24 protein-coding genes are annotated in these 22,130 nt (G+C 41.9%); 1 reads left to right on the forward strand and 23 read right to left on the reverse strand.

From position 1 onward, the window contains the following. Position 1 precedes the first annotated feature (1 nt). The 3 genes from ACIQCO_RS13045 to ACIQCO_RS13055 are packed head-to-tail and all read right to left on the reverse strand — an operon-like array spanning position 2 to position 2,292. Positions 2-925 carry a PLP-dependent cysteine synthase family protein gene (locus ACIQCO_RS13045; protein ID WP_400429087.1) on the reverse strand — a complete coding sequence of 308 codons (924 nt, stop codon included), beginning with the start codon at positions 923-925 and terminating at the stop codon, positions 2-4. Between the two features lie 18 nt (positions 926-943). Further along, complete coding sequence (gene mtnN / locus ACIQCO_RS13050) at positions 944-1,639, reverse strand: 5'-methylthioadenosine/S-adenosylhomocysteine nucleosidase (RefSeq protein WP_400429089.1); 696 nt, start codon at positions 1,637-1,639, stop codon at positions 944-946. Positions 1,640-1,653: 14 nt separating this feature from the next. Next, positions 1,654-2,292, reverse strand: a complete 639-nt coding sequence (locus ACIQCO_RS13055) for a class I SAM-dependent DNA methyltransferase (protein WP_400429091.1) — start codon at positions 2,290-2,292, stop codon at positions 1,654-1,656. Between the two features lie 204 nt (positions 2,293-2,496). Here ACIQCO_RS13055 and ACIQCO_RS13060 point away from each other — a divergent pair, with 204 nt between their 5' ends. Next, positions 2,497-2,700, forward strand: coding sequence for a DUF2536 family protein (locus ACIQCO_RS13060; RefSeq protein WP_400429092.1), 204 nt, complete (start codon positions 2,497-2,499; stop codon positions 2,698-2,700). A gap of 27 nt (positions 2,701-2,727) precedes the next feature. On the opposite strand, the gene ACIQCO_RS13065 is transcribed toward ACIQCO_RS13060, so the two are convergent. From ACIQCO_RS13065 to mnmA, 20 genes are all read right to left on the reverse strand, one after another. Then, positions 2,728-3,426, reverse strand: coding sequence for a YrrS family protein (locus ACIQCO_RS13065; RefSeq protein ID WP_400429094.1), 699 nt, complete (start codon positions 3,424-3,426; stop codon positions 2,728-2,730). A 73-nt stretch (positions 3,427-3,499) separates the two neighbouring features. Continuing rightward, positions 3,500-5,263 (reverse strand): peptidoglycan D,D-transpeptidase FtsI family protein, encoded by a 1,764-nt coding sequence (locus ACIQCO_RS13070; protein ID WP_400429095.1) that lies wholly within the window; start codon positions 5,261-5,263, stop codon positions 3,500-3,502. A 75-nt stretch (positions 5,264-5,338) separates the two neighbouring features. After that, on the reverse strand, positions 5,339-5,815 hold the full coding sequence (gene greA / locus ACIQCO_RS13075; protein WP_400429097.1) for a transcription elongation factor GreA: 477 nt from the start codon (positions 5,813-5,815) through the stop codon (positions 5,339-5,341). Positions 5,816-5,969: 154 nt separating this feature from the next. Then, a complete protein-coding gene (gene udk / locus ACIQCO_RS13080; RefSeq protein WP_400429099.1) occupies positions 5,970-6,605 on the reverse strand; it encodes a uridine kinase in 636 nt (211 codons plus the stop codon). Between the two features lies 1 nt (position 6,606). Next, entirely contained in the window at positions 6,607-7,875 is a 1,269-nt protein-coding gene (locus tag ACIQCO_RS13085) for a peptidase U32 family protein (protein ID WP_400429101.1), read from the reverse strand. Between the two features lie 17 nt (positions 7,876-7,892). After that, on the reverse strand, positions 7,893-8,822 hold the full coding sequence (locus ACIQCO_RS13090; protein ID WP_400429103.1) for a peptidase U32 family protein: 930 nt from the start codon (positions 8,820-8,822) through the stop codon (positions 7,893-7,895). Next, complete coding sequence (locus ACIQCO_RS13095; protein ID WP_400429292.1) at positions 8,819-9,469, reverse strand: O-methyltransferase; 651 nt, start codon at positions 9,467-9,469, stop codon at positions 8,819-8,821. The genes ACIQCO_RS13090 and ACIQCO_RS13095 overlap by 4 nt, the downstream gene beginning before the upstream one ends. Positions 9,470-9,698: 229 nt before the next feature. Then, a complete protein-coding gene (mltG, locus tag ACIQCO_RS13100; RefSeq protein ID WP_400429106.1) occupies positions 9,699-10,835 on the reverse strand; it encodes an endolytic transglycosylase MltG in 1,137 nt (378 codons plus the stop codon). Between the two features lie 192 nt (positions 10,836-11,027). Then, the gene (locus ACIQCO_RS13105; protein WP_400429108.1) at positions 11,028-11,330 is read right to left on the reverse strand and encodes a DUF1292 domain-containing protein; all 303 of its coding nucleotides are present in this window, start codon (positions 11,328-11,330) and stop codon (positions 11,028-11,030) included. 12 nt (positions 11,331-11,342) lie between these two features. After that, entirely contained in the window at positions 11,343-11,759 is a 417-nt protein-coding gene (gene ruvX, locus ACIQCO_RS13110) for a Holliday junction resolvase RuvX (RefSeq protein ID WP_400429110.1), read from the reverse strand. A gap of 3 nt (positions 11,760-11,762) precedes the next feature. Then, positions 11,763-12,026, reverse strand: coding sequence for an IreB family regulatory phosphoprotein (locus ACIQCO_RS13115; protein WP_024029968.1), 264 nt, complete (start codon positions 12,024-12,026; stop codon positions 11,763-11,765). A gap of 115 nt (positions 12,027-12,141) precedes the next feature. Beyond that, entirely contained in the window at positions 12,142-14,778 is a 2,637-nt protein-coding gene (gene alaS, locus ACIQCO_RS13120; protein ID WP_400429111.1) for an alanine--tRNA ligase, read from the reverse strand. Between the two features lie 475 nt (positions 14,779-15,253). Further along, positions 15,254-16,327, reverse strand: coding sequence for an AI-2E family transporter (locus ACIQCO_RS13125; RefSeq protein ID WP_400429113.1), 1,074 nt, complete (start codon positions 16,325-16,327; stop codon positions 15,254-15,256). Positions 16,328-16,419: 92 nt separating this feature from the next. Continuing rightward, the gene (locus ACIQCO_RS13130) at positions 16,420-16,554 is read right to left on the reverse strand and encodes a YrzQ family protein (RefSeq protein ID WP_400429114.1); all 135 of its coding nucleotides are present in this window, start codon (positions 16,552-16,554) and stop codon (positions 16,420-16,422) included. A gap of 57 nt (positions 16,555-16,611) precedes the next feature. Beyond that, the gene (locus ACIQCO_RS13135; protein WP_024029972.1) at positions 16,612-16,803 is read right to left on the reverse strand and encodes a hypothetical protein; all 192 of its coding nucleotides are present in this window, start codon (positions 16,801-16,803) and stop codon (positions 16,612-16,614) included. 88 nt (positions 16,804-16,891) lie between these two features. After that, the gene (locus tag ACIQCO_RS13140; protein ID WP_400429115.1) at positions 16,892-17,392 is read right to left on the reverse strand and encodes a PRC-barrel domain-containing protein; all 501 of its coding nucleotides are present in this window, start codon (positions 17,390-17,392) and stop codon (positions 16,892-16,894) included. A 33-nt stretch (positions 17,393-17,425) separates the two neighbouring features. Then, positions 17,426-19,870 (reverse strand): SF1B family DNA helicase RecD2, encoded by a 2,445-nt coding sequence (gene recD2 / locus ACIQCO_RS13145; RefSeq protein WP_400429117.1) that lies wholly within the window; start codon positions 19,868-19,870, stop codon positions 17,426-17,428. A gap of 34 nt (positions 19,871-19,904) precedes the next feature. Then, positions 19,905-20,558, reverse strand: coding sequence for a tetratricopeptide repeat protein (locus tag ACIQCO_RS13150; RefSeq protein ID WP_400429118.1), 654 nt, complete (start codon positions 20,556-20,558; stop codon positions 19,905-19,907). A 49-nt stretch (positions 20,559-20,607) separates the two neighbouring features. Continuing rightward, complete coding sequence (locus tag ACIQCO_RS13155) at positions 20,608-20,805, reverse strand: hypothetical protein (protein ID WP_400429120.1); 198 nt, start codon at positions 20,803-20,805, stop codon at positions 20,608-20,610. Positions 20,806-20,980: 175 nt separating this feature from the next. After that, positions 20,981-22,099, reverse strand: a complete 1,119-nt coding sequence (gene mnmA, locus ACIQCO_RS13160) for a tRNA 2-thiouridine(34) synthase MnmA (protein ID WP_400429121.1) — start codon at positions 22,097-22,099, stop codon at positions 20,981-20,983. Positions 22,100-22,130: the final 31 nt, after the last annotated feature.

Here is a 22,130-nt window from a genome sequence, read left to right on the forward strand (position 1 = left end):
CCTAAATTCCCCCCTCAAAGATTTTTTTGCTTAAATATCGTTCACTGCCGTCTGGAAAAATAACGACGATGTTAGTGCCAGCCTTGGCTATTTCAGCCTCTTTGATCGCCGCATAAAACGCTGCTCCAGAAGAACTGCCGACAAGCAGCCCCTCTTTAGCCGCTAACTCTTTAACGAGGTGAAAGGCATTCTCGTCGGTAACAGTGTGAATCGCATCAAAATAAGCAGGCTCCATAAACGGAGGCAAAAACTCCATGCCAATTCCCTCTGTTTTATGCGGGCCAGGTTGGCCGCCATTTAAGATCGAACCTTCTGGCTCGACAATGACCGTTTTTATTTGTTTCTGTTGTTCTTTCAAAAAACGGGCAGTTCCCATGAATGTACCACCTGAACCTGCTCCTGAAACAAAAACATCTAGCTCACCATCGAGCTGATCCCAGAGTTCCGGTCCTAATGTTTTATAATAGGTCGCAGGGTTAGCTGGGTTGGCGAATTGCTGTGGACAATAGGATTTCGGAATTTCGTTAAGCAGCTCCTCTGCTTTAGCAATCGCCCCTTTGATTCCCTTTTCGGTTGGTGTATGAACGATTTTCGCCCCAAGCGCTTTCATGATTTCCTGCTTTTCCATGCTGAATTTTTCCGGTATGCAAAAAATAACCTTTATTCCTTTATTGATGGCGGCAAGCGCCAAGCCAATCCCGGTATTTCCGGCAGTCGGCTCAATTACCGTCCCGCCCGTACGAAGTTTCCCGCTCGAAAAGGCCTCACGTAACAGTTCAATTCCGAGCCTGTCTTTGACACTTCCCCCTGGATTCATGAACTCCAATTTAGCAAAAATTCGTACACCTTGAGGTAATGAAAACTGAGTAATTTCAACGATTGGTGTGTGGCCAATTAATTCATGAACATTTTTAAAGACCTTCATTTCTCCACCCCTGTTAACCTAACGTAAGGCTGCCACCATTTTCATAACCAATGTAGCAGAATTAGTTGCTGCTTTATCAATAAACTGATCAAACGAAAGTTCCGATTCTTTTCCCGCAATATCAGAAAGCGAACGAATAATCACGAAAGGAACACCGAAGCGATGAGCTACTTGCGCGATGGCAGCAGCCTCCATTTCAACCGCTTGTAACTCCGTAAATTTGGAGCGGACAAATTCGACACGGACTGGATCCTCCATGAAAGAATCCCCAGTAACAATCAAGCCCTTTGCGATTTGGAAATTTTCTAATTCATCTGCCGCAGCTTCTGCAACTGCCATTAATTTTTCATCAGCAATAAAGGCAGCAGGAAGCTGTGGAACTTGACCATATTCATAGCCAAATGCCGTTACATCGACGTCATGATGGCGAACCTCCGTTGAAATAACAGCATCCCCGACATTAAGGTTTGGATTGAATCCCCCTGCTGAACCGGTATTGATAATGCAATCTGGCTTAAATTTTTCAAGCAGAATCGTCGTCGACATAGCGGCATTGACTTTGCCAATCCCTGAACGAAGGAGAATTACATCTGCTCCATGCATGGTTCCAAATGTAAATTCGCAGCCTGCTACTGTTTCTTGTGTTTGATTGTCAATATTGTCTCTTAGTAATTTCACTTCTTCTTCCATTGCTCCGATGATGGCGATTTTCATAATTTGACCTCTTTCTACTGTTTTACAGCTTCCAATAACCAGACAAAATCGTTGAATTGTTTAAAGGTAACGCTAAAATTGTTTTCTTCTAAGATATCATTTAAAAACGGAATCGTTGTATAATATTCAGTTTCCAAATCTTTTGCCAGGTTAAGATAGCCTTGATGCTTTGCTTTTACGATCGTATGATGATAATCTTCCGCGGATTCAAACATCGTATCCGCAAACACTATTTTACCACCTTTTGAAAGCAGGCTGCCATAGTAAGTAATAGCGCTTGCTTTTTCGGCATCGGTGAGATGGTGGAAGGCATACGTGCAGACAAAGGTATCAATATTGTTTACCTTTGGAAACTGAAGAAAATCGCCATCGAGAAGGACTGCTTTATTGCCAAGCTTTGCTTCAGCAATCTTCCTCATTGGAGGAGAAGGTTCAATTCCTGTCACTCTAAGCCCTTTTGCCAACAGCTTTTGGGTCAAATTGCCTGTTCCTACGCCAAATTCCACAACATGACCAACCGAACGGTCTGCCACGGCAGCTAATATTTGCTCATACTTTGAAAATACTTCTTTATATTCTATATCATGACCAATAACCGTATCATCGTACGAATCAGCCCATTGCTCAAAAATGTCTAAAAATTCTCTGCCCATAAAATCAGCCTCCAAATATAAACGCATAAATCCTATGAGTATACTATGAATTAATTAAAAACCATGTTAACACACTTCACACATTTATTCAATTCCCAACGCGGGACTAGGGGACAGGCACCTTGGCCCAGAACTTTTAAACAATTCCCGTTGCCAGTATTGAAGGAAATAACTAAAATGGAATTATGGAAAGGATGATTTTAGATGAATTTTCAATTTGACTTAATTGAGGATAAAGTGGAATTTTATGAAGCCAATAATCTTAAAACCTTGCAGAAAAAGATTGAAGCACAAATTGATGAGAACAGAGCAATCTTGCTTGGGGTACATTCTGTTTCCCACCAAATGCACGTTAACGAAAACGGACAAACCTACTTTACGGCTGTCGTACATTTTAAAAAGAAATAGGGACCTGGGGTCTGTCCCCATGTCCCTTTATTTTTGCAATTCTGCTAGTTCTTCTACTTTGGTTGGCATCCAGCCTTGACCGTCGACCCATTTTATATAAACTTTATATTTTTGTGTTTTATCCTTGGAGTGGACGGTTCCGATTGATGCGTTGGTTGTTGATTTGTCACTGCCCAGCCAAAAAACCGTCATGTTGCTTGGGTCTAATCCGGTTGCATAGGAAATAGCATTCAGCATCTCATCCCAATCTGTTCCGCTATAAACTGGGGTATGATTGCCTGATTGTGATGTTCCAACAGGCTTCCAGCTCGGATTTTCGATGGTTTTAAGCACATTGGAACTTGTGCCCCCATTAGATACGACAGCCTGTGAATCATCCGGCTTTTCCGGTGTTGATGCTTCCTCACCCGGTTGGTTGCCCGCCGCAGTATCATCAGATGAGCTGTCATCCTTTTTAGAGTCCTCATCTTTTTTGACGTCCTCATCTTTTTTGACGTTTTCATCTTTTTTCTTATCCTTAACCTCTTTATGTTCCGTATCCTTTTGCGCTGTTTTTGGGCTTTCCTTCTTTGGTACTGCCTTGTCATTCCCTGATGCAAAAATATTGTATGCGACAAAAATAATTAACAGGAGCACAACGATAATTAAACCATTTAATACGATATTCGTCTTTTTTCTTTTCGCACGGTAACCAGAACGCGAATTAGAATTAAAATCATTACTCAACTAAATCACTCCTAAAAATAAGGCTCTCAATATTCTAACATGATTTGCAGAGAACTTGAAGGAAAAACCTTTTTCACTGTCCCTTCCCATGATCATTTTCATACAGCATCTTGACCATATCGGCAAACAACAAATTAACCCCACCTTCCGAATCCAGCACGTCCAAATTAACAGCCACCAACGCATATTTAGGATGCTGGTAAGGAAAATAGCCGGCAAACCATTTATTATGCAATTGTTTGCCAGCTTCATATTTACCCGTTTCTGCAGTACCCGATTTCCCTGCCACTTCGTATGGCAAATCCTTAAACCATCTCCCCGTGCCATTGGGATTAAGCACGACTTCACGCAATAGCTTCTGCAGCTTCATGGCCGTATAAGGAGAAATCGTTTCTCCTTTTAAGTTTTGCTCGGGGAAATCAACCATTGTTGTCCCGTTCTTATATTCAATTTTCGATACCGCCCTGACCATTTCCTTTTTACCGCCTCTGGAAATGGTTGCCATCATATTGGCGACGGCTAAAGGAGTCGCGCGTACTTCATTCTGACCAATTCCAGACATCGCCACAAAATTAGCATCTTTCCGGTCTTCATCAGACAAAAACACTCTGCCCTTATCTTCGTCAGCAAGCTGCTTGAAATTGCTTGTATGATAAACATCCCCCTGCCAGCCGTTAATGCCTGTCAGTGACAATCTAGCCGCATAATCCTCTAACATGTGAGAGTCTGTTGTTTGCAGCTCTCTTGCCAGCTCACCAAACGTCCGATTACAGCTCCTTGCAAAGCTATTGGTAAAGTCCAGCATTCCATAATTGTATGTTAGTTCCGGCTTCCCATTGATTTTTTTACTGCAGTCAAAAAACCGGGCAGGGTCGTCAAGATTATGATCGATGGCCGCTGCGGCAACAACGGTTTTAAACACTGAACCGATAATCTGCTGTTTTAACATCCGATTGGTAATTCCTGCGCCGCTATAAGGGTCCTTTTTATTCATCATTGGCCGTGACACCATCGCTAGCACACTGTTGTCCTCAATATTAAGGAGAACTAGACCGCCTTTTTTAATCTGATACTGATCCACTAAATCCTCCGCTTTTTGCTGGAGGCTTTTATCAATTGTTGTCCTTACGTTTACCGGATAAAATGGGTTCGCCGGGTCAACATACTTGACATTGATGCCGAACAGCGGCGCACCGCCGCCATCTACATGGTAAACAAGCTTTGATTTCCCTTCAGGAAGCAGGAATTCATCAAAGCTTTCTTCAAGCCCAGCGACGCCCAAGAGCGTTTTCTCCGACAATTCTTTATTCGGGTAACGCTTCTTTAATTCTTGCGGATTTTCACCTGTCAAACCAAGTAACTGCTCCGCAGGCACATCGGAACGTTCAAACTTTTTTTCGATGGCAAACACACCAGGGATTTTCAAGTCATTGATTCGTTCCATTTGTGATGCTGTCAGCGCACGCGGTTCCGGATCGCCAAATGCAAACGGCTTTTTTGCCGCTTCTACTGCCGTTCGCAGCACATGAACCGGTATTCCGGAAATATCAGATACCTTCTCAATGTCCCAATCTGTTTTTTTCAAAAAAGGAAATAGGACAAGAACGGATACCTTTTTATGCGTCAGCATATTCCCATTGCGATCTAGGAAGTTCCCTCTGCCATTATCGATTACCAGTTCTTGGGTTCTTTGTTTGACACTTTCCTCAAGTAAATTCACATTATGTTTTGAAAAAGTTTCGGTCTCAATTAATTGGATTTGCATTAAACGAATTAAAAGCAACAGCAAACCAGCTATACAAATGAACAGCCATCCAAGTGCCCGTTTTCTCGACATAAAAAACACCTCGTCAAAAGTTTTGACGAGGTTTGTACATTTCAAACAATGTTCAAATGAATAATATTATTTCAATTATTTAATGCTAACGATGCGGACGCTCATTTCGCCGCCTGGCGTTTGAACGGAAACTTGATCGCCAACCTTCTTGCCTAACAAGCTTTTCGCAATTGGTGAATCGTTAGAGATTTTCCCTTCAAAAGGATCCGCCTCAGCACTGCCGACAATGGAATACGTTTCTTCATCACCATCTGGAAGCTCAACAAAGGTTACCGATCTGCCTAATGCAACGGAATCGCCTGTAATATCGCCTTCTGCAATAATCTTAGCATTGCGAATCATATTTTCCAGGGTGGTAATTCGGCCCTCAACAAAAGCCTGCTCCTCTTTCGCGGAATCATACTCGGAGTTTTCTGATAAATCACCAAAGCTTCGCGCGATTTTAATTCTTTCCACCACTTCTTTACGCTTCACTGATTTTAAATACTCGAGTTCCTGGTTTAACTTGTCTTTTCCTGCTTGTGTCATTGGAAATACTTTCTCAGCAGCCAAAATCCTCACTCCTTCTAGTCTTCACAAATCCCCATTAGAATTGTGTATGTAGTGTATGTAGGTATTATTCAGATTACGCATAATATATAGCAGCGCGTCCTTTTCATATAAGGGCGCGCAACTAAATATTTAATCCTTTTCTTTTGCTATTGTGTCACAAAAATGATTTTTGTTCAAGAATTGTTTGAATTTTTGTGACCATTATATCGATAGCAACATGGTTTTGCCCGCCTTCTGGAATAATTACGTCTGCATATCGCTTCGTAGGTTCGATAAATTGATTATGCATCGGCCGGACCACATTTAAATATTGATCGATAACGGAATCAAAGCTCCGCCCGCGTTCTTTAATATCACGGGTCAAGCGGCGAATAATTCGTAAATCAGCATCGGTATCAACGTACAATTTAATGTCCATTAAATCGCGGAGGCGCTCGTCCTCAAGCACTAAAATCCCCTCTAAAATAATAACATCCTGGGGCTCAACCGGAATAACATTTTCAGAACGGGTATGAATCGAATAATCATAGACCGGTTTTTCAATTGCCTCATATCGCAACAGCTTCTCAATATGTTCGATTAGTAAATCATTATCAAACGCTAGCGGATGATCATAATTTGTTTGTAAACGTTCTTCAAAGGGTAAATCGCTTTGATCCTTATAATAATAATCCTGTTCCAATACTAAAATAGAATGATCCTTCAAACTTTCGTAAATCGCTTTTGTTACACTGGTTTTTCCGGAGCCCGAGCCGCCGGTGACACCGATAACAACTGGTCTAGGCATCATGCTAGTTCTCCTTTCGCATCATGTTGTTAGGGTATACCGGTTTGTCCAATTTAAATTGCACAATCTGAAGCGGGTGTCTGGCTGCATCCAGCTCATTACCTTTTTCATCCCATATTTTATCTACTACATGAGTAAAGTTTTGAATTTCTGGTCCGAAGAATTCCACTTCTTCCCCTGGTTTAAAATGGTTCCGCTGCTGCAAGGTTACCATTTGCGTTTCCTCGTTGTAATCCAAGACAAGACCGACAAATTCGAAACTAGTCTTCTTGCTATGATTACCAAACATTTGCTCTTTATACCCTGGAACGCCTTCAAAAAACGCCGGAGCGGTTTCACGGTTTGCACATTTATCGAGCTCTTGTAGCCATTCGCGCTGAATCACAAAATTCTCAGGGTCGGCACAATACGCGTCAATCACTTTGCGATAAACGCTGACAACAGTTGCAATATAATGAATCGATTTCATCCGGCCTTCGATTTTTAAACTGTCAATTCCCAATTCAATCATCTGTGGAATCGCCTGAATGAGATTAAGATCCTTCGGGCTCATCGCAAACGGTGCGTCACCCTCTGCATAAAGTGCATTTTCGTTATCGCCTTCTAGTTGATATAGATCATAATCCCAGCGGCATGACTGGCAGCAGCCGCCACGGTTGGAATCCCGAGCTGTCATATGATTGCTCAATGTACAGCGGCCTGAATAGGCAATGCACATTGCTCCATGAATAAAGGTTTCAATTTCAACATCAACCTTTTCCTTCATTTCTCTGATTTCTTCCGCACTTACTTCTCGTGCTAAGACAACACGTTCTGCCCCTGCCTCTTTCCAAAACTGGGCAGCTTTCCAGTTGGAAAGTGATTGCTGTGTACTAATATGGATTTCAATCTCCGGGGCAAGCCGCTTGCACGTTTCAATAATGAGCGGATCGGCGACAATAATCCCGGCAATTCCGGTCTCCTTTAGGCCAAGTATATATTCCTCTAAACCGGCAATATTTTCGTTATGAGCAAAAATATTTGTCGTTACGTAAATCTTTGCACCAAAATTTTTGGCAAACTCGACGCCTTCTTTCATTTCTTCAAATGTGAAGTTATCGGCGTTTGAACGAAGCCCATATTCTTGGCCGCCAATAAATACGGCATCTGCACCGTATTGAACAGCAATTTTCAATTTTTCAAGATTGCCTGCTGGGGCAAGGAGTTCCGGCTTCTTCACAATGACACGTTTCCCGTCAATTATTTCAGAAATCTTATCTTTTACAATATTCATGAACGAACCCCTCCCTTTTAATAAACTGTCTCTTTAAAATAGAATCCTGTATCCAATGAACGATTTGCAGGCTGTATTTCTTCGATTGCCTCAAGAAGCTCGTCCTTTTTATCATCATAAGCATCCGGGTCCTCGAAAAATAAATCAATGGCATCACGATATAGTTTGGTCACAGCCAAGATATACTCTGGGCTCTTTAATATCCCGTCAATCTTAAACGAGTCTACTCCAGCTTCTAACATGTCTTGAAGCTCGTCAATGATACAAATATCATTCGGACTCATAATATGGGTACCATTTTCATCTTCAAAAATCGGATATTTATTAGCACGTTCTTTATCGTGCAGGAACATATTTTTTTCCATCTTGCGATTTTCAATCTCCAGAACTTTTCCTTGGTATTCATAATAGTTGCCAAGGAGCGAGCGCTTTGATTGAAACATGCAGCTCATACCATGCACTAATACTTCGATTTCCACTTCTGCGTTTTCTTTCGTTTCGACAATCGCGTCCATGTTAATCTCACGTGCCAAGACCGCTCTTCCCGCACCTTTTTTGCCCCAATAGTTGCAAGTAAACCAGTTCGTCCCGGTTGTCTCTGTATTCCAGTGAAGCTTCATTTCCGGAGCAACTTCTTTCGCTGTCATTAACACTGCAGGATCACCGAAAATAATGGCATCCGCCTTAGCCGCTGCGGCAAATTGAATATAATCACCGAGTTCTTCAATTTTTTCATTGTGAAAAATCGCATTCATCGCGATATAGACTTTTTTCCCTTTGGAATGAGCAAGTTCTATCGCCTTTTCGACATCCTTACGGTTGAACTCACCGGCAAGCCGTAATCCATATCGCTGTTCACCGACAACAAACGCATCCGCTCCCGCCTCAGCTAATGGCACGATATCGCCGACGGTTAATGGGGTAACAAGCAATTCTGTTTTTTTCATTTCCTCTCACCTCTTCTTTTGCTGATAGCGACGCCGTCCCCAACAGGAAGAATCACCGAATCATAATTCGGGTGATTCATTAACCAGCGGTTAAAATCATCAATTTTCTTCACGAGATTACGCGTTCTCTTAGATTCAATTTCTGATTCAGCAACAAGTCCTTTAAACAAGACATTGTCAGTAATAATCATTCCATCTTCGGTAAGATAGTTAGCATATATTTCAAAGAACTTCTTATATTGGCCCTTTGCTGCATCAATAAATATCGCATCGTATGGGGCAAATCTACTAACTTCGTCTTCAACCTCCAGCGCATCACCTTCGATTAAGGTAATTTGCTCACCAATCCCTGATCGATGGATAAATTCATGAGCAACCTTTATTCGCTCCTCGTCGCGCTCAATAGTAACGATATGCGCACCTTGCATGGCCCCCGCCATCCTTAAGGCCGAATAACCAATCGCGGTTCCAACCTCAAGAATTTTTTTCGAACGGTGAATCCGCAATAATTGCAGCATTGTTTCAATTCCAGCAAGCTCCATAATCGGGACATGATGCTCTTTCGCATAGCTCTCCATTTCCGTAAACAATGGATTCCGCTCAGCTATTAGACCTTCAATATAAAAATGCAGCTTCTCATTTAACAAGCTGCCATCACCTCGATCTCTATACAAACTAATGCTCTTTAGACATGAAAAAATAGCGTTCACAGGTGCGGACATCACGAGCTGAACGAATTCAAACTCGGGTGCGTTTCGGGCAGTCATGCCGCAAATGTACCTTACTGTGAGTTACGCTATAGATTACTTTTAAAACACTTGTACTATTTTATCATAAATTTAAGGGGGATGCGAACTTCCCCCAAAAAATTATTAGTTATTTTTTATTGGAAATATGCTTGGCTTTTTCCTTATTATGTTCTTCTAATGTTTTGGTGAAAATAACTTCACCCTCAGCGGTTGCCAAGAAGTAATAAAAATCCGTTTCCTCCGGCTCCAGTGCGGCTTCAATGGAAACCTTTCCGGCGTTGGCAATTGGCCCTGGAGGCAGACCGGTATGTTGATAAGTATTATAAGGTGAACTCACCTCTAAATCCTTATATAAAACCTTTTCTTTATGCTTTCCTTGTGCGTATAGGACGGTTGGATCCGTTTGCAACGGCATTCCCTTCTTCATCCGATTATAGAATACGCTGGCAATCTTTTTACGATCGGCATTCCCAGTTGCCTCCTCCTCCACTAAAGAGGCCATTGTTAACAATTGATGAACTGACAGCTTTTTATCATTGCTTTCTTCAGCGTAATCCGCTAACACAGTCCGTGTTTTATCTAGCATGGCCGTGACCATTTCTTCGACTGAAGGGTTCGGCTTATAGAATGGATAAGTTGCCGGAAAGAGGTAGCCTTCAAGCTTATATTTTATCGATCCATTCATGATTTCGTCGGATAAAACATCAGGATACTTGACCATTAGCTCTTTAATAAACTCTTTATCATTTAATTTATTAAAGACATCATCCTCATTTTGCTTAGTAGCAGTGGCCATGATGGCAGCAATTTCCTTCAGCTGCTTCCCTTCTGGAATCGTGATTTTAAAACTGGCCTTCGCGAGGACCTTTCCTGTTTTCAAGCGGCTGACGATTTCAGGTACATCCATTGATGGACTAAGCTGGTAATCCCCAGCCATAAATCCGCCTTCATTTTTCAATTTTACATAGTACTTAAATACTTTTGCGTTTTTTATGACACCATTTTTTTCTAATGTTTGTGCAATTCCAGTCACCGATGAGCCAATTGGGATTTCAACTGTTTTCTGACTCTTGCTTTTGGAATCGACTGGTTTAAGCGCTGATTGTATGTACAGATAACCTCCGCCGCCAATAAAGACGATGAATAATAGCAATAAAATAGATATAATCAAAACAATCTTTCTGACAACTCTTGCTTCTTTTTGATGTTCGAGCATTTTTTCTCGGATTGAAGCTTTTTTTGCGTTCTTTTCGTCTGTTGTCATTGTTTTCCCCCTTTCCCCTTTGACCAATGTAACAAAAGATTTTGCACTTGTTTTTGCAAAATATTAATTCCTTAGCGAAATAAGACATCGTAATTATTTCAGCATATAGTGAGAAAAATGTCAATTTTACAATGAAATTGTCTAATTACCCCATGAAAAAACCGGCTAGTAAATAGCCGGTTCGATCATGATTTATTCTTCCTCTTGTTCCTCATTGAAGGTATTAAAAACTTCTTCAACCATGTCCCATTCTTCGTCGGTTTCGATTTCCATTAACTCTCCGAAGCCGCCATCATCTGTTGGAATATAGGCATAAGTAAGAATGTCAATTTCCTCTTCTTCATTAGCTCCAACTGGATAAAAGAATACATAGGACTTTTCAAATTCGTCTGAGTCAAATGTAAAAAGAATTTCAAATAACTGTTCATCGCCATTTTCATCAATAAGTGTAATATAGCGATCCTCATCATGTTCGTGTTCGTGTTTGTGGTCCATTTCTTCACCTCATTAATTTTTACTGTCAAGATAGCCTTGAAGAATCATGACTGCGGCCATTTTATCAATAACCTTCTTACGCTTCTTTCGGCTAACATCTGCTTCAAGTAAAACACGTTCTGCTGCCATCGTGGTCAGGCGCTCGTCCCATAGAACAGTAGGGACAGCGAATTTACTTTCAATTTCAGCAGCATATTGCTGACTCGCTTCACCTCGCGGGCCAATCGTCCCGTTCATGTTTTTGGGAAGGCCGATGACAACCGTGTCTGCCTGATACTCTTTTATTAATTGACCAATTTCCTCAAAACCAAACTCCTGCTTTTCTTCGTTGATTTTGAGGGTTTTAAGGCCCTGAGCTGTCCACCCTAGTTCATCACTAACGGCAACACCGACAGTCTTTGAGCCCACATCTAAACCCAATACGCGCATTCCTTAACCCTCTCGCTGCTGTTTTAAATAGGATTTGACCAATTCTTCAATAATTTCGTCCCGTTCAAGCTTACGAATAATATTGCGGGCATCCCGATGACGCGGAATATAGGCAGGATCCCCGGATAATAGGTAGCCGACTATTTGATTGATCGGATTGTATCCTTTTTCTTGCAATGCTTCATAAACTTGAAGAAGAACATCATTTACATCGTGTTCAAACGGCTCTTCAGGAAAATTAAATCGCATCGTTTTGTCAAAGTTCATTTCATGCACCTCACCTTTCTAATAGGGGAGAAAATTGTAATTGTCCAGCACCAGCGCCAAGGCGCTTCCTCTTTCTAGTATTGTTACCTACATTTTACACTACTTTGTCCTATTATCAAACCGATTTTACCCATTCATCAACGAATTGAAGGGCAGAATCCAATTTTTCCGGATCTTTACCGCCAGCTTGTGCCATATCAGGACGACCGCCGCCGCCACCGCCGCACCTTGTTGCTACCTCTTTAATCAGTTTCCCGGCATGGTAACCTTGTTCAATTAAATCCTTCGTCACAGCCGCAATTAAATTCACTTTTCCTTCATGTGAGCTGCCTAGTACAAGTACAACAGAACCAAGCTTTTGCTTCAAATCATCTGCCATATTTCGTAAGTTATTCATATCAGCGGCTTGAACCTTGGCTGCTAACACGGTGACGCCATCAATTTCTTTTGCCTTTGAAACGAGACTTCCTGCTTCAATATTACCAAGCTTCGCTGCAAGCGACTCATTTTCCCGCTGCAGCTGTTTGATTTCAACAGTCAGACTATCAATGCGGTTGACGATATCTTTTGGATTCGTTTTAAGCTTTTCAGCCGCTTCCTTTAACAAGCCTACTTGGTCATGTAAGGATTTATATGCTGCTTCACCTGTGACGGCTTCAATTCTTCTCGTTCCAGCACCGATTCCGCTCTCAGAAACTATTTTAAATAAACCAATCACCGATGTATTCGGAACATGGCAGCCGCCGCAAAGCTCAAGACTGTAATCCCCGACCCTGACGACGCGGACAATGTCACCATATTTTTCACCAAATAGCGCCATTGCTCCCAATGCTTTGGCTTCAGCAATCGGTTTTAAGCTGATATCCACTTCGATGTTTCTCCAGATTTTTTCGTTTACGATTCTTTCGATTTGGTCAAGTTCTTCCGGTTTAATTTGACCAAAATGCGAAAAATCAAAACGAAGGCGATCCGGTTCAACAAGGGATCCTGCTTGGTTAACGTGCTCACCAAGTGTATCCTTTAGTGCCTGATGAAGCAAATGGGTAGCCGTATGGTTTTTGATAATCTTCACTCGATTTTCAGCGTCGACCTTTGCCGCTACCTGTTGGTTCGTTTTTATCGTGCCGCTGTTGATAACTACCTGATGAAGATTCTGGCCATTCGGTGCTTTTTGGACATCCTTTACAACAATGCTTACTCCTTCACCCTCAATCAAACCACGGTCAGCAATTTGACCGCCGCTTTCTGCATAAAATGGGGTCACATCCAGAATTAATTGAACCTCTTCACCTGCCTGAGCTTCATCGAGTAGCTCGCCGTTTTTAATAATCGCTGCCACAGTGGAGCTTGTCTCAAGCTGATCGTAGCCGGCAAACTTACTTTCCACGGTTACATCGCGAAGCACTCCGCCTTGGACCTTCATCGAATCGACATCATGACGTGCGGCGCGGGCCCGTTCGCGCTGCTGCTCCATTTCCACTTCGAAACCTGCATGATCTACCTTCATGCCTTCTTCTTCGGCATATTCTTCGGTTAATTCTACAGGGAAACCATAAGTATCATAGAGACGGAATACATCAGCACCAGTAATCGTATCGCTGCCCTTTTCTTTCTCCTTTTTAATGACGCTTGCTAAAATAGCTAAGCCTTCATGAAGGGTTTCATGGAAACGTTCTTCTTCATTCTTAATCACCTTTTGAATGAATTCAGTTTTGTCTTTAACTTCCGGATAAAAGTCAGCCATGATTTCGCCGACAACTGGAACGAGTTCAGACATAAACGGACGATTGATATTGATTTGTTTTGCGTAGCGGACAGCACGGCGGAGCAGACGGCGCAATACATAGCCGCGGCCTTCGTTTGATGGCAATGCCCCGTCGCCAACAGCAAAGGCAACGGTACGGATATGGTCGGCGATGACTTTAAACGCCACATCGCGGTCTTTATCAACACCATACTTTTCGCCCGATATTTCCTCTGTGGCACGAATAATCGGGATAAATAAATCGGTATCAAAATTTGTTGGGACATTTTGCACGACAGATGCCATTCGTTCTAATCCCATCCCGGTATCAATATTTTTCTTTGGCAGCGGTGTATATGTACCATCAGGGTTATGATTAAATTGTGAAAACACAAGGTTCCAAACCTCAAGGTAGCGCTCGTTTTCACCGCCTGGATATAACTCGGGGTCGCTTGGGTCATTCCCGTATTCAGGGCCGCGGTCATAGAAAATCTCAGTATTTGGGCCGCTTGGACCTTCACCGATATCCCAGAAGTTTCCTTCAAGACGAATAATCCGTTCTTCAGGCACTCCAATTGTTTGGCGCCAAATTTCATATGCCTCATGGTCCTCAGGGTGGATTGTAACAGATAGAAGTTCTGGATCCCAGCCAATCCATTTTTCATTCGTTAAGAACTCCCATGCCCATTCAATCGCTTCTTGCTTGAAATATTCACCAATGGAAAAATTACCAAGCATTTCAAAGAACGTATGGTGACGTGCTGTTTTTCCAACATTTTCAATGTCATTTGTTCTGATTGACTTTTGTGCATTTGTAATTCTTGGATTCTCAGGAACAACACGGCCGTCAAAATATTTTTTTAACGTGGCGACACCGCTGTTAATCCACAATAATGATGGGTCATCATGCGGGACAAGTGATGCACTTGGCTCAATCGTGTGTCCTTTTTCTTCGTTAAAAAACTGTAAAAACATCGAGCGAATTTGTGATCCAGTTAAGTTTTTCATAAAAATTGGCCTCCTTTTTTTATCAAAACATTATTAAAAGAGCAAAGGTGGTGTGAGCAAAGCTGAACCAACCTATTCGCTGCAAAAATATATATAATACTAACCAAATTTATCTAGTTTGATTCATTTTTGCGGCGCTCCGCCCCTTTTCCTTAAAAAAAGCATACAAAAAAGCCCTCATCCCTAAAACAGGGACGAGAGCTTTTCTCGCGGTACCACCCTGATTATGGATACAAAAAAACGGTATCCATCTCTCAAAAATACTCTTAACGCGAGTTTACGGCAGTGATTAGCTGCACTCCGGATTAGCTTTCTGTCGTCCTTCATCTAGAGCCTCTTTCAGCCAGGGAAGCTCCTCTCTTCAACGCATTATGCGGTACAGATGGACTACAACATACTTGATCCTTCTACATGATCCATATATTCTATATGAGGAATTATAGCGACCAAGAAAACGTTTGTCAATTTCTTATGTTTAAGATTCATTCGATTTCCCGTTTATGAAATGATTTTTTGCATGAAGAATCGCGACTTTAAGAACGACAAGGACCGGCACTGCCAATATTAGCCCTAAAATTCCGCCAATTTCTCCGCCCGCTGTTAACGCAATCATAATGATTAATGGGTGCATATGAAGACTCTTTCCGACAATATAAGGGGATAATATATTCCCCTCAAGGAATTGCAGGCCAAAAACAATTACTACCGTAATGATGACCAGTTTGACAGATGAGGTTGCCGCAATGATAACGGCTGGCACTGCCCCGATAATCGGCCCAAAATAGGGGATTACATTTGTGGCTCCAACAATCAATCCCAATATTAATGGATATCTTAAATGAAAAATCCAAAATAACAAGGCTGATATACTGCCGATTATTATACATATTAACAGCTGCCCCCTGATATAGCTTCCGAGGGATTCATCAATATCTTTGAGAAAAAGCGTCCCCTTTTTCCGCCATTTTTTAGGAGTCATATACCAGCAAGCCTGTTTAATTAGTTGAAAATCCTTTAACATATAAAAGGCAATAAACGGGATAAGCATCAGGATTAACGCTGAATTTAAAAATTTCATTAAGATGTTCACGAGAACCGTTAATAGTGAGTCCAGCTTTTCTTCAAAAATGTCAATGCCTTCATCTAATCTTGCTTGAAGTCCATCCGGCCACGCCCTGGTGTGGGACTGAAGCATTGCAATCCATCCGCGGTATTGCTCGGCAAAAACAGGCGCACTTTCAGTTAGATCTTTTAATTGGTCAATCATTGCCGGTATCCCCTTATAAACGGCAAAGCCAATTCCGCCAAAAAAAATAATATAAATGAGGATAATCGCGAGCCCGCGATGAAGCCCTTTTTCATGTAATTTCTCAACAAGCGGATGAAGCAAATAGGTAATAAATCCGCCAATAATAAATGGAAGAATAATGATAACGGCCACTCGGAGGATCGGCATCCATACAAAACTAATTTTTAGAAAAAGATAAATGGCAATTAATAAAAGGAGCAAAAAACCGATTCGGTAATACCATTTCATGCGAATATCCACGTATATGCCTCCTTGTGCTTAGTTTTCGAGACAACCTGTGTAAATATTCAACAAAAAATCCCCCTAGGAACTCTAGGGGGATTCAGATACGTTTAAAATATCGCACGTTTTACTTTTCGTTGCATTTTTTTCATATTGCGGGGCGACATCATATTAGTTCGCTGAGCAAGATTATAGGCTGCCATCCCTGCACCAAAAACAATCATCGACGTTATCATTTTGTTCATCCGTCTCACCTCTTATTTTAATTGTCCAGCGAAAGCTCGCGCATCCGCTTTTCTATTCTAAAGGGTGTAACGACGCTCTTCTTCTTCAAACAAATCATCTAAGGAACTAAGTGACCCGTCTTCTTCGACTTGATGGGTGTTGATTATACCCTCAGAAACCGAGAGCTCAATAAAACAGTTCCAGCAATAATATTGGTTAATACCAATTTTGCCGATATCCTTGCTTTGACAATTGGGACACTTAAACATGAAAGGACACCTCACGTATCATTTAGCTAGGCAGAATTTACTTGATAAATTCTGATACGCATAAATTCAACTGCGCCTAGTGCCTGCCCTATAGGGTCTCATGGCTAGTTGGCGAGTTTTCATTTACATCTACGATAATGGCATCCTTTCCGATTGCTAAGGGCTTCCCGGATTGAATGACTTGTTTCCCTTCCGTGATATCCGAAAAGAAGCCATCCGTGATTTCGTACCCTACGATTGTGCCCACTTCTTCTTGAAAATATACATCTTTTAACAATCCGAGCGTTTTCCCGCCCTTAGAGAGCATCATCATCCCGTCTAAAGAATGTTGATGGTTTAAGGTATAATCAGGTCTATCTTTTAGCTTTTCTAAATGCTCGGGCTCCTCAATCATAACGCCATCCCAGCCGAAGGAAGTCACCTTTTGAATATCCAGAAAAAAGGATTGTTTGAAGAAAACGCCTTTTTTAATCAGTAGACCTTTCACCGTGCCGCCGCTTGAGATACAGAGATCACTTATCTCACCAATTTTGGTCCCGGTTCTCGTTTCAAATACAGGCTGCCCTTTCAATAATGAAAATGTCCGCAAAGAGTATCCCACCTCCTGTGAACATTTATAGTTTCAGTCATTTACCATAAAATCATAAGGTGAAACGTTTTCCATTCCTACCAATGGATTCACCTGCATTAATTCTTCTTCGTAGGACATTCCTTTTGCCGGTTTTTGGTCGCCATTGGCTGCTGGTTTTTCTTTGTCTTCAGCCAATGTATTTTCATTTTTAACGTGAATGGCTTCTTGAAGCTTTTGGCAAAGGGTCGTTTGCCTCGAGAGCTCATCCGCTCTTTCGACACCCATCCGCAGTGCATCCTCTTCGCCGCATAAAATCAATGATTGTTTGCTTCTTGTAATCGCCGTATAAATTAAATTTCTCCGCAGCATCCGATAATAGCTTCTTGTTATCGGGAGAATAACAATCGGGAACTCGCTTCCCTGTGATTTATGTACCGAACAGCAGTAAGCATGAGTAATCTGGTTTAAATCCTGTTTTGTATATTCAACCTCATTACCTTCAAAAGAAATATAAATCATATCTTGCTTTTCGGTGTTTTCCTTTGCGTAAATGATGGAGATGATTTCGCCTATATCTCCGTTAAACACATTGCTTTCCGGCTGGTTGACGAGCTGGAGCACCTTATCACCAATGCGGTATTTCACCTCACCAAAAGCAATTTCTTTACGTTTTCCGTCAGGATTCGGATTGAAAATTTCCTGGAGTAAAATATTTAGCCGGTCAATCCCGGCAGGACCTCTGTACATCGGTGCCAATACTTGAATATCCTTTGCCGAATACCCTTTATTTTTGGCGTTTTGTGCCACTTTCTCAACCACTTGTGCCACCTGTGTGGTTGAACATTTGATGAAGGACCGGTCGGCTTGCTTCGCAGTAACATCAGCAGGAAGATACCCCTTTTTGATATCATGAGCCAGTTCAATAATCGAAGACCCCTCTGCCTGCCGGTAAATATCTGTTAATCGAACAGTCGGAATCCGCTCAGATTGAAGTAAATCTTTTAAAACCTGACCAGGACCAACAGATGGAAGCTGATCTTCATCTCCGACCAGGATGACTTGAATATTTTCCGGCAAGGCCTTAAACAATTGATTGGCAAGCCAAATATCAAGCATCGAGGTCTCATCGACAATTAATATTTTCCCCTCTAGCGGGCTTGCGTCATCGCGGTCAAATGCTTCCATTCCATTAAACCCAAGCAGCCGGTGGATGGTTACGGCAGGAAGTCCGGTCGATTCGCTCATCCTTTTGGCCGCTCTTCCTGTTGGTGCTGCAAGCAAAAACGGGAAAGGCTCATCCTTTTTCTGATAGTCCTTCAGTTCTAATGAGACTCCGTGCAATTCCGCATATAGCTCAACAATTCCTTTAATGACCGTTGTTTTACCAGTTCCAGGACCCCCGGTTAAGATAAGCATAGGCGACATGAGCGCTGTTTGAATCGCTTCTTTTTGAGTGGGCGCATATTGCACCTTGAGCCGCTCCTCCAAGCTTCCTAGTGCCATAAGGAACTCCGATTCAGGAAATTGGTCCTTGTATTCCGTTTGCTGCAGTATGCGCTGGATGCTTGTTACAAGTCCTTTTTCAGCGAAATATAACGATGGTAAATAAACGCGCTTTTCTTCGCCTTTAATTTTCCCTTCTTCTTCAAGCTTAATGACCTCAGTTGATATGTCGGCGTATTCAATCTGATCACGCTTGTTATCCTCGAGGAGAACTTTTACTTGTTCAAGTAAATCCTCGGCGTACATGAACACGTGTCCTGTTTGGATGCTTTCTTTTTCTAGTATGTAAAGGCAGGCTGCTTTAATTCGATCGGGATGGTTACCCGTTATCCCTAGCTGGTAGCCAAGCTCATCTGCCCGGCCGAAACCGATGCCTTCGATATCCTCCACAAGCTTGTAAGGATTTTTTTGAATGATATCAAGTGTTTCTTCTTTATAGGCTTGATAAATCCGCATTGAAATTTGCGGGCCAAAACCATATTGGTTTAAGGCTACCATTACCTGCTCGAGTCCTTGATGCTCCATCAGTGTATCGTAAAGCATTTTTGCCTTTTCGGGAGGAAGCTTGGGAATGGAATCCAGCAGTGACGGCTGATTGAGAATTTTCGAGATGGCATCCTCACCTAATGTATCGACAATACTTTGGGCTGTTTTCTTGCCAATCCCTTTAAACATTTCCCCCGATAAATAGGCTGCAACGCCTTGTTTTGTCTGCGGCATGTCCTTTCGGAAATGATTGGTATGAAATTGCATTCCAAACTTTGGATGTTCCTTAAACTCCCCGAAAAAAATATAGGTTTCTTGCTCATGGATTTTCGGAAAATAGCCGGTAACTACTGCCTCTTTGTCTTCATAGGGGTGATTGGTTTCATCGACCCTAATTCTTAATACTGTATAAAGGTTTTGTTCATTGTGAAAAATTGTTACAATCGGCCGCCCTTTGACGAACTTTGCCTGCTCTTGAAATAAATCAAGCGAGTCTTGCTTTTCCATTTTGTGCTCCCTCCTTTCGGTGGCGTTTGAAAAATTAAAGGTTGTTTTCAATCAGTTTTTTTGCATGGCCTGCAAGTAAATGGTCTGGCTGAATGTCGAGTGCTTTATTAAACATTTCAATTGCCTTTTGAGCATTTTCTTTAAAGGCATAGGAAACCCCTAAATTATAATAGGCATCTGAATGGGTTGGGTCCAGCTCAATACATTTATTGAATTGAACCATTGATTCGTCAATTAGTTCTAATTGTGCTAAACATAAACCATACTGAAAGCGCGCTTCCGCATCGGTTTCATTGAGTTCAACACTTCTTTGTAAATAGGGAAGGGCAAAACGTCCCTGATTTAGTTGAACAAGTGTTAGCCCTAACATGAAATAGTTGTCACTTGTGTTGAGCCCTTTTTTCATAGCTGTTTCAAACAGATTTTTGGCTTCGTTAAAGAGATCCTTACTAAATAATAAGTTGCCGATGCTATAATAAGCAGCCGCAGCATTTTCATCTATTTCAATTGCTTTTTGATAAAATTTGAGTGCCTTTTCATCGTCGCCGACAGCTGAAAGCACATTGCCGAAGTTAATGTATGCAACTGGGTCGTTCGGGTTTTCTTCGATGGCTTCATTAAAGGCTTTTGCTGCCTCTTCCCAGTTGCCTTCCTGCATGTATTGTACACCTAATTGGTTTTTATCCATTATTTCAACTCCAATCCTAAGAGAAAGTATATCATATTTTTTATTAAAATTACTTTAAGAGATTGAATGGGTTCCTGTACTGATTTAGTTTGCAGAACTGCCGGGGGATTTCGCCGATTTTATCGTTTATTTCGCCAAACTGCAGTTGAATATCGCCAACTTCGCCTCTTATTTCGCCAAACCGAGGAATAATATCGCCAACTTCATGGTTTATTTCGCCAAAGCCAGGTTTTCTTCCAAAAAGCAACCAGGATTTCGCCGATTTTATCGTTTATTTCGCCAAACTGCAGTTGAATATCGCCAACTTCGCCTCTTATCTCGCCAAACCGAGCAATAATATCGCCAACTTCACATTTATTTCGCCAAACCGAAATTTCGCGTAAAAAAAACCCGACTCCACAGCAGGAATCGGGGTCTAAATATTAGCCAACATACGTTAACTTTTCACCATTTTTAAAAACTTCGTCAATTGTTCCGCCGCCAAGACATTCATCGCCATTGTAAAAAACGACGGCTTGTCCCGGTGTTATCGCCCGAAGCGGTTCGTGGAAAATAACCTCCACCTTCGTCCCTTCTAATAGACGAACAGTTACTTTATTATCTTCCTGACGGTAGCGGAATTTGGCCGTACATTCAAATTCCATCGGTTTTTCTCGATTAGAAACCCAACTCACGCTGTCAGCGGTTATCGAGTCAGAATATAATTTCTCGTTGTGAAAACCTTGTCCGACATAAAGAACATTTCTTTTTAAATCCTTACCAATTGCAAACCAAGGCTCGCCCGATCCGCCAATTCCCAAACCATGGCGCTGGCCGATGGTATGATACATTAAGCCTTCATGCTTGCCCTTTACCTCGCCATCAAATGTTTCCATATTTCCTGGCTGTGCTGGCAGGTATTGACCTAAGAAATCTTTAAAATTTCGTTCGCCGATAAAGCAGATCCCGGTACTATCCTTCTTGGTCGCAGTTGCTAGCTCCGCTTCGCGGGCAATTTCCCGAACTCGTGGTTTTTCCAGATTGCCAATTGGGAACATCACTTTACTTAGCTGTTCCTGATTCAATTGGTTTAAGAAATAGGTTTGGTCCTTATTTTCGTCAAGGCCGCGGAGCATTTTGTATTCCCCGTCACGAAACTCTACTTGGGCATAATGTCCTGTGGCTAAATAGTCCGCACCTAGTTTAACAGCATGCTCCAAAAACGCCTTAAATTTAATTTCTTTATTGCACATCACATCAGGATTAGGCGTCCTGCCCGCTTTATATTCATCAAGGAAATAGGTAAACACCTTGTCCCAATATTGTTTTTCAAAATTAACCGCATAGTATGGAATGCCAATTTGATTGCAAACGCGAATGACATCCTCATAATCTTCGGTAGCGGTACAAAAACCGGTTTCGTCGGTGTCGTCCCAGTTTTTCATAAAAATACCGATGACATCATAGCCTTGCTGCTTTAATAAAAGCGCTGCTACCGAGGAGTCCACCCCGCCTGACATCCCGACAACAACCCGGATATTTTTTGGATCTTTTTGTTCCATTTCGTTTCACCTCTCATTTGACGCAAATCAA

This window comes from Neobacillus sp. NPDC093127 (genome assembly GCF_044754175.1).
GTDB lineage: Bacteria > Bacillota > Bacilli > Bacillales > Cytobacillaceae > Neobacillus.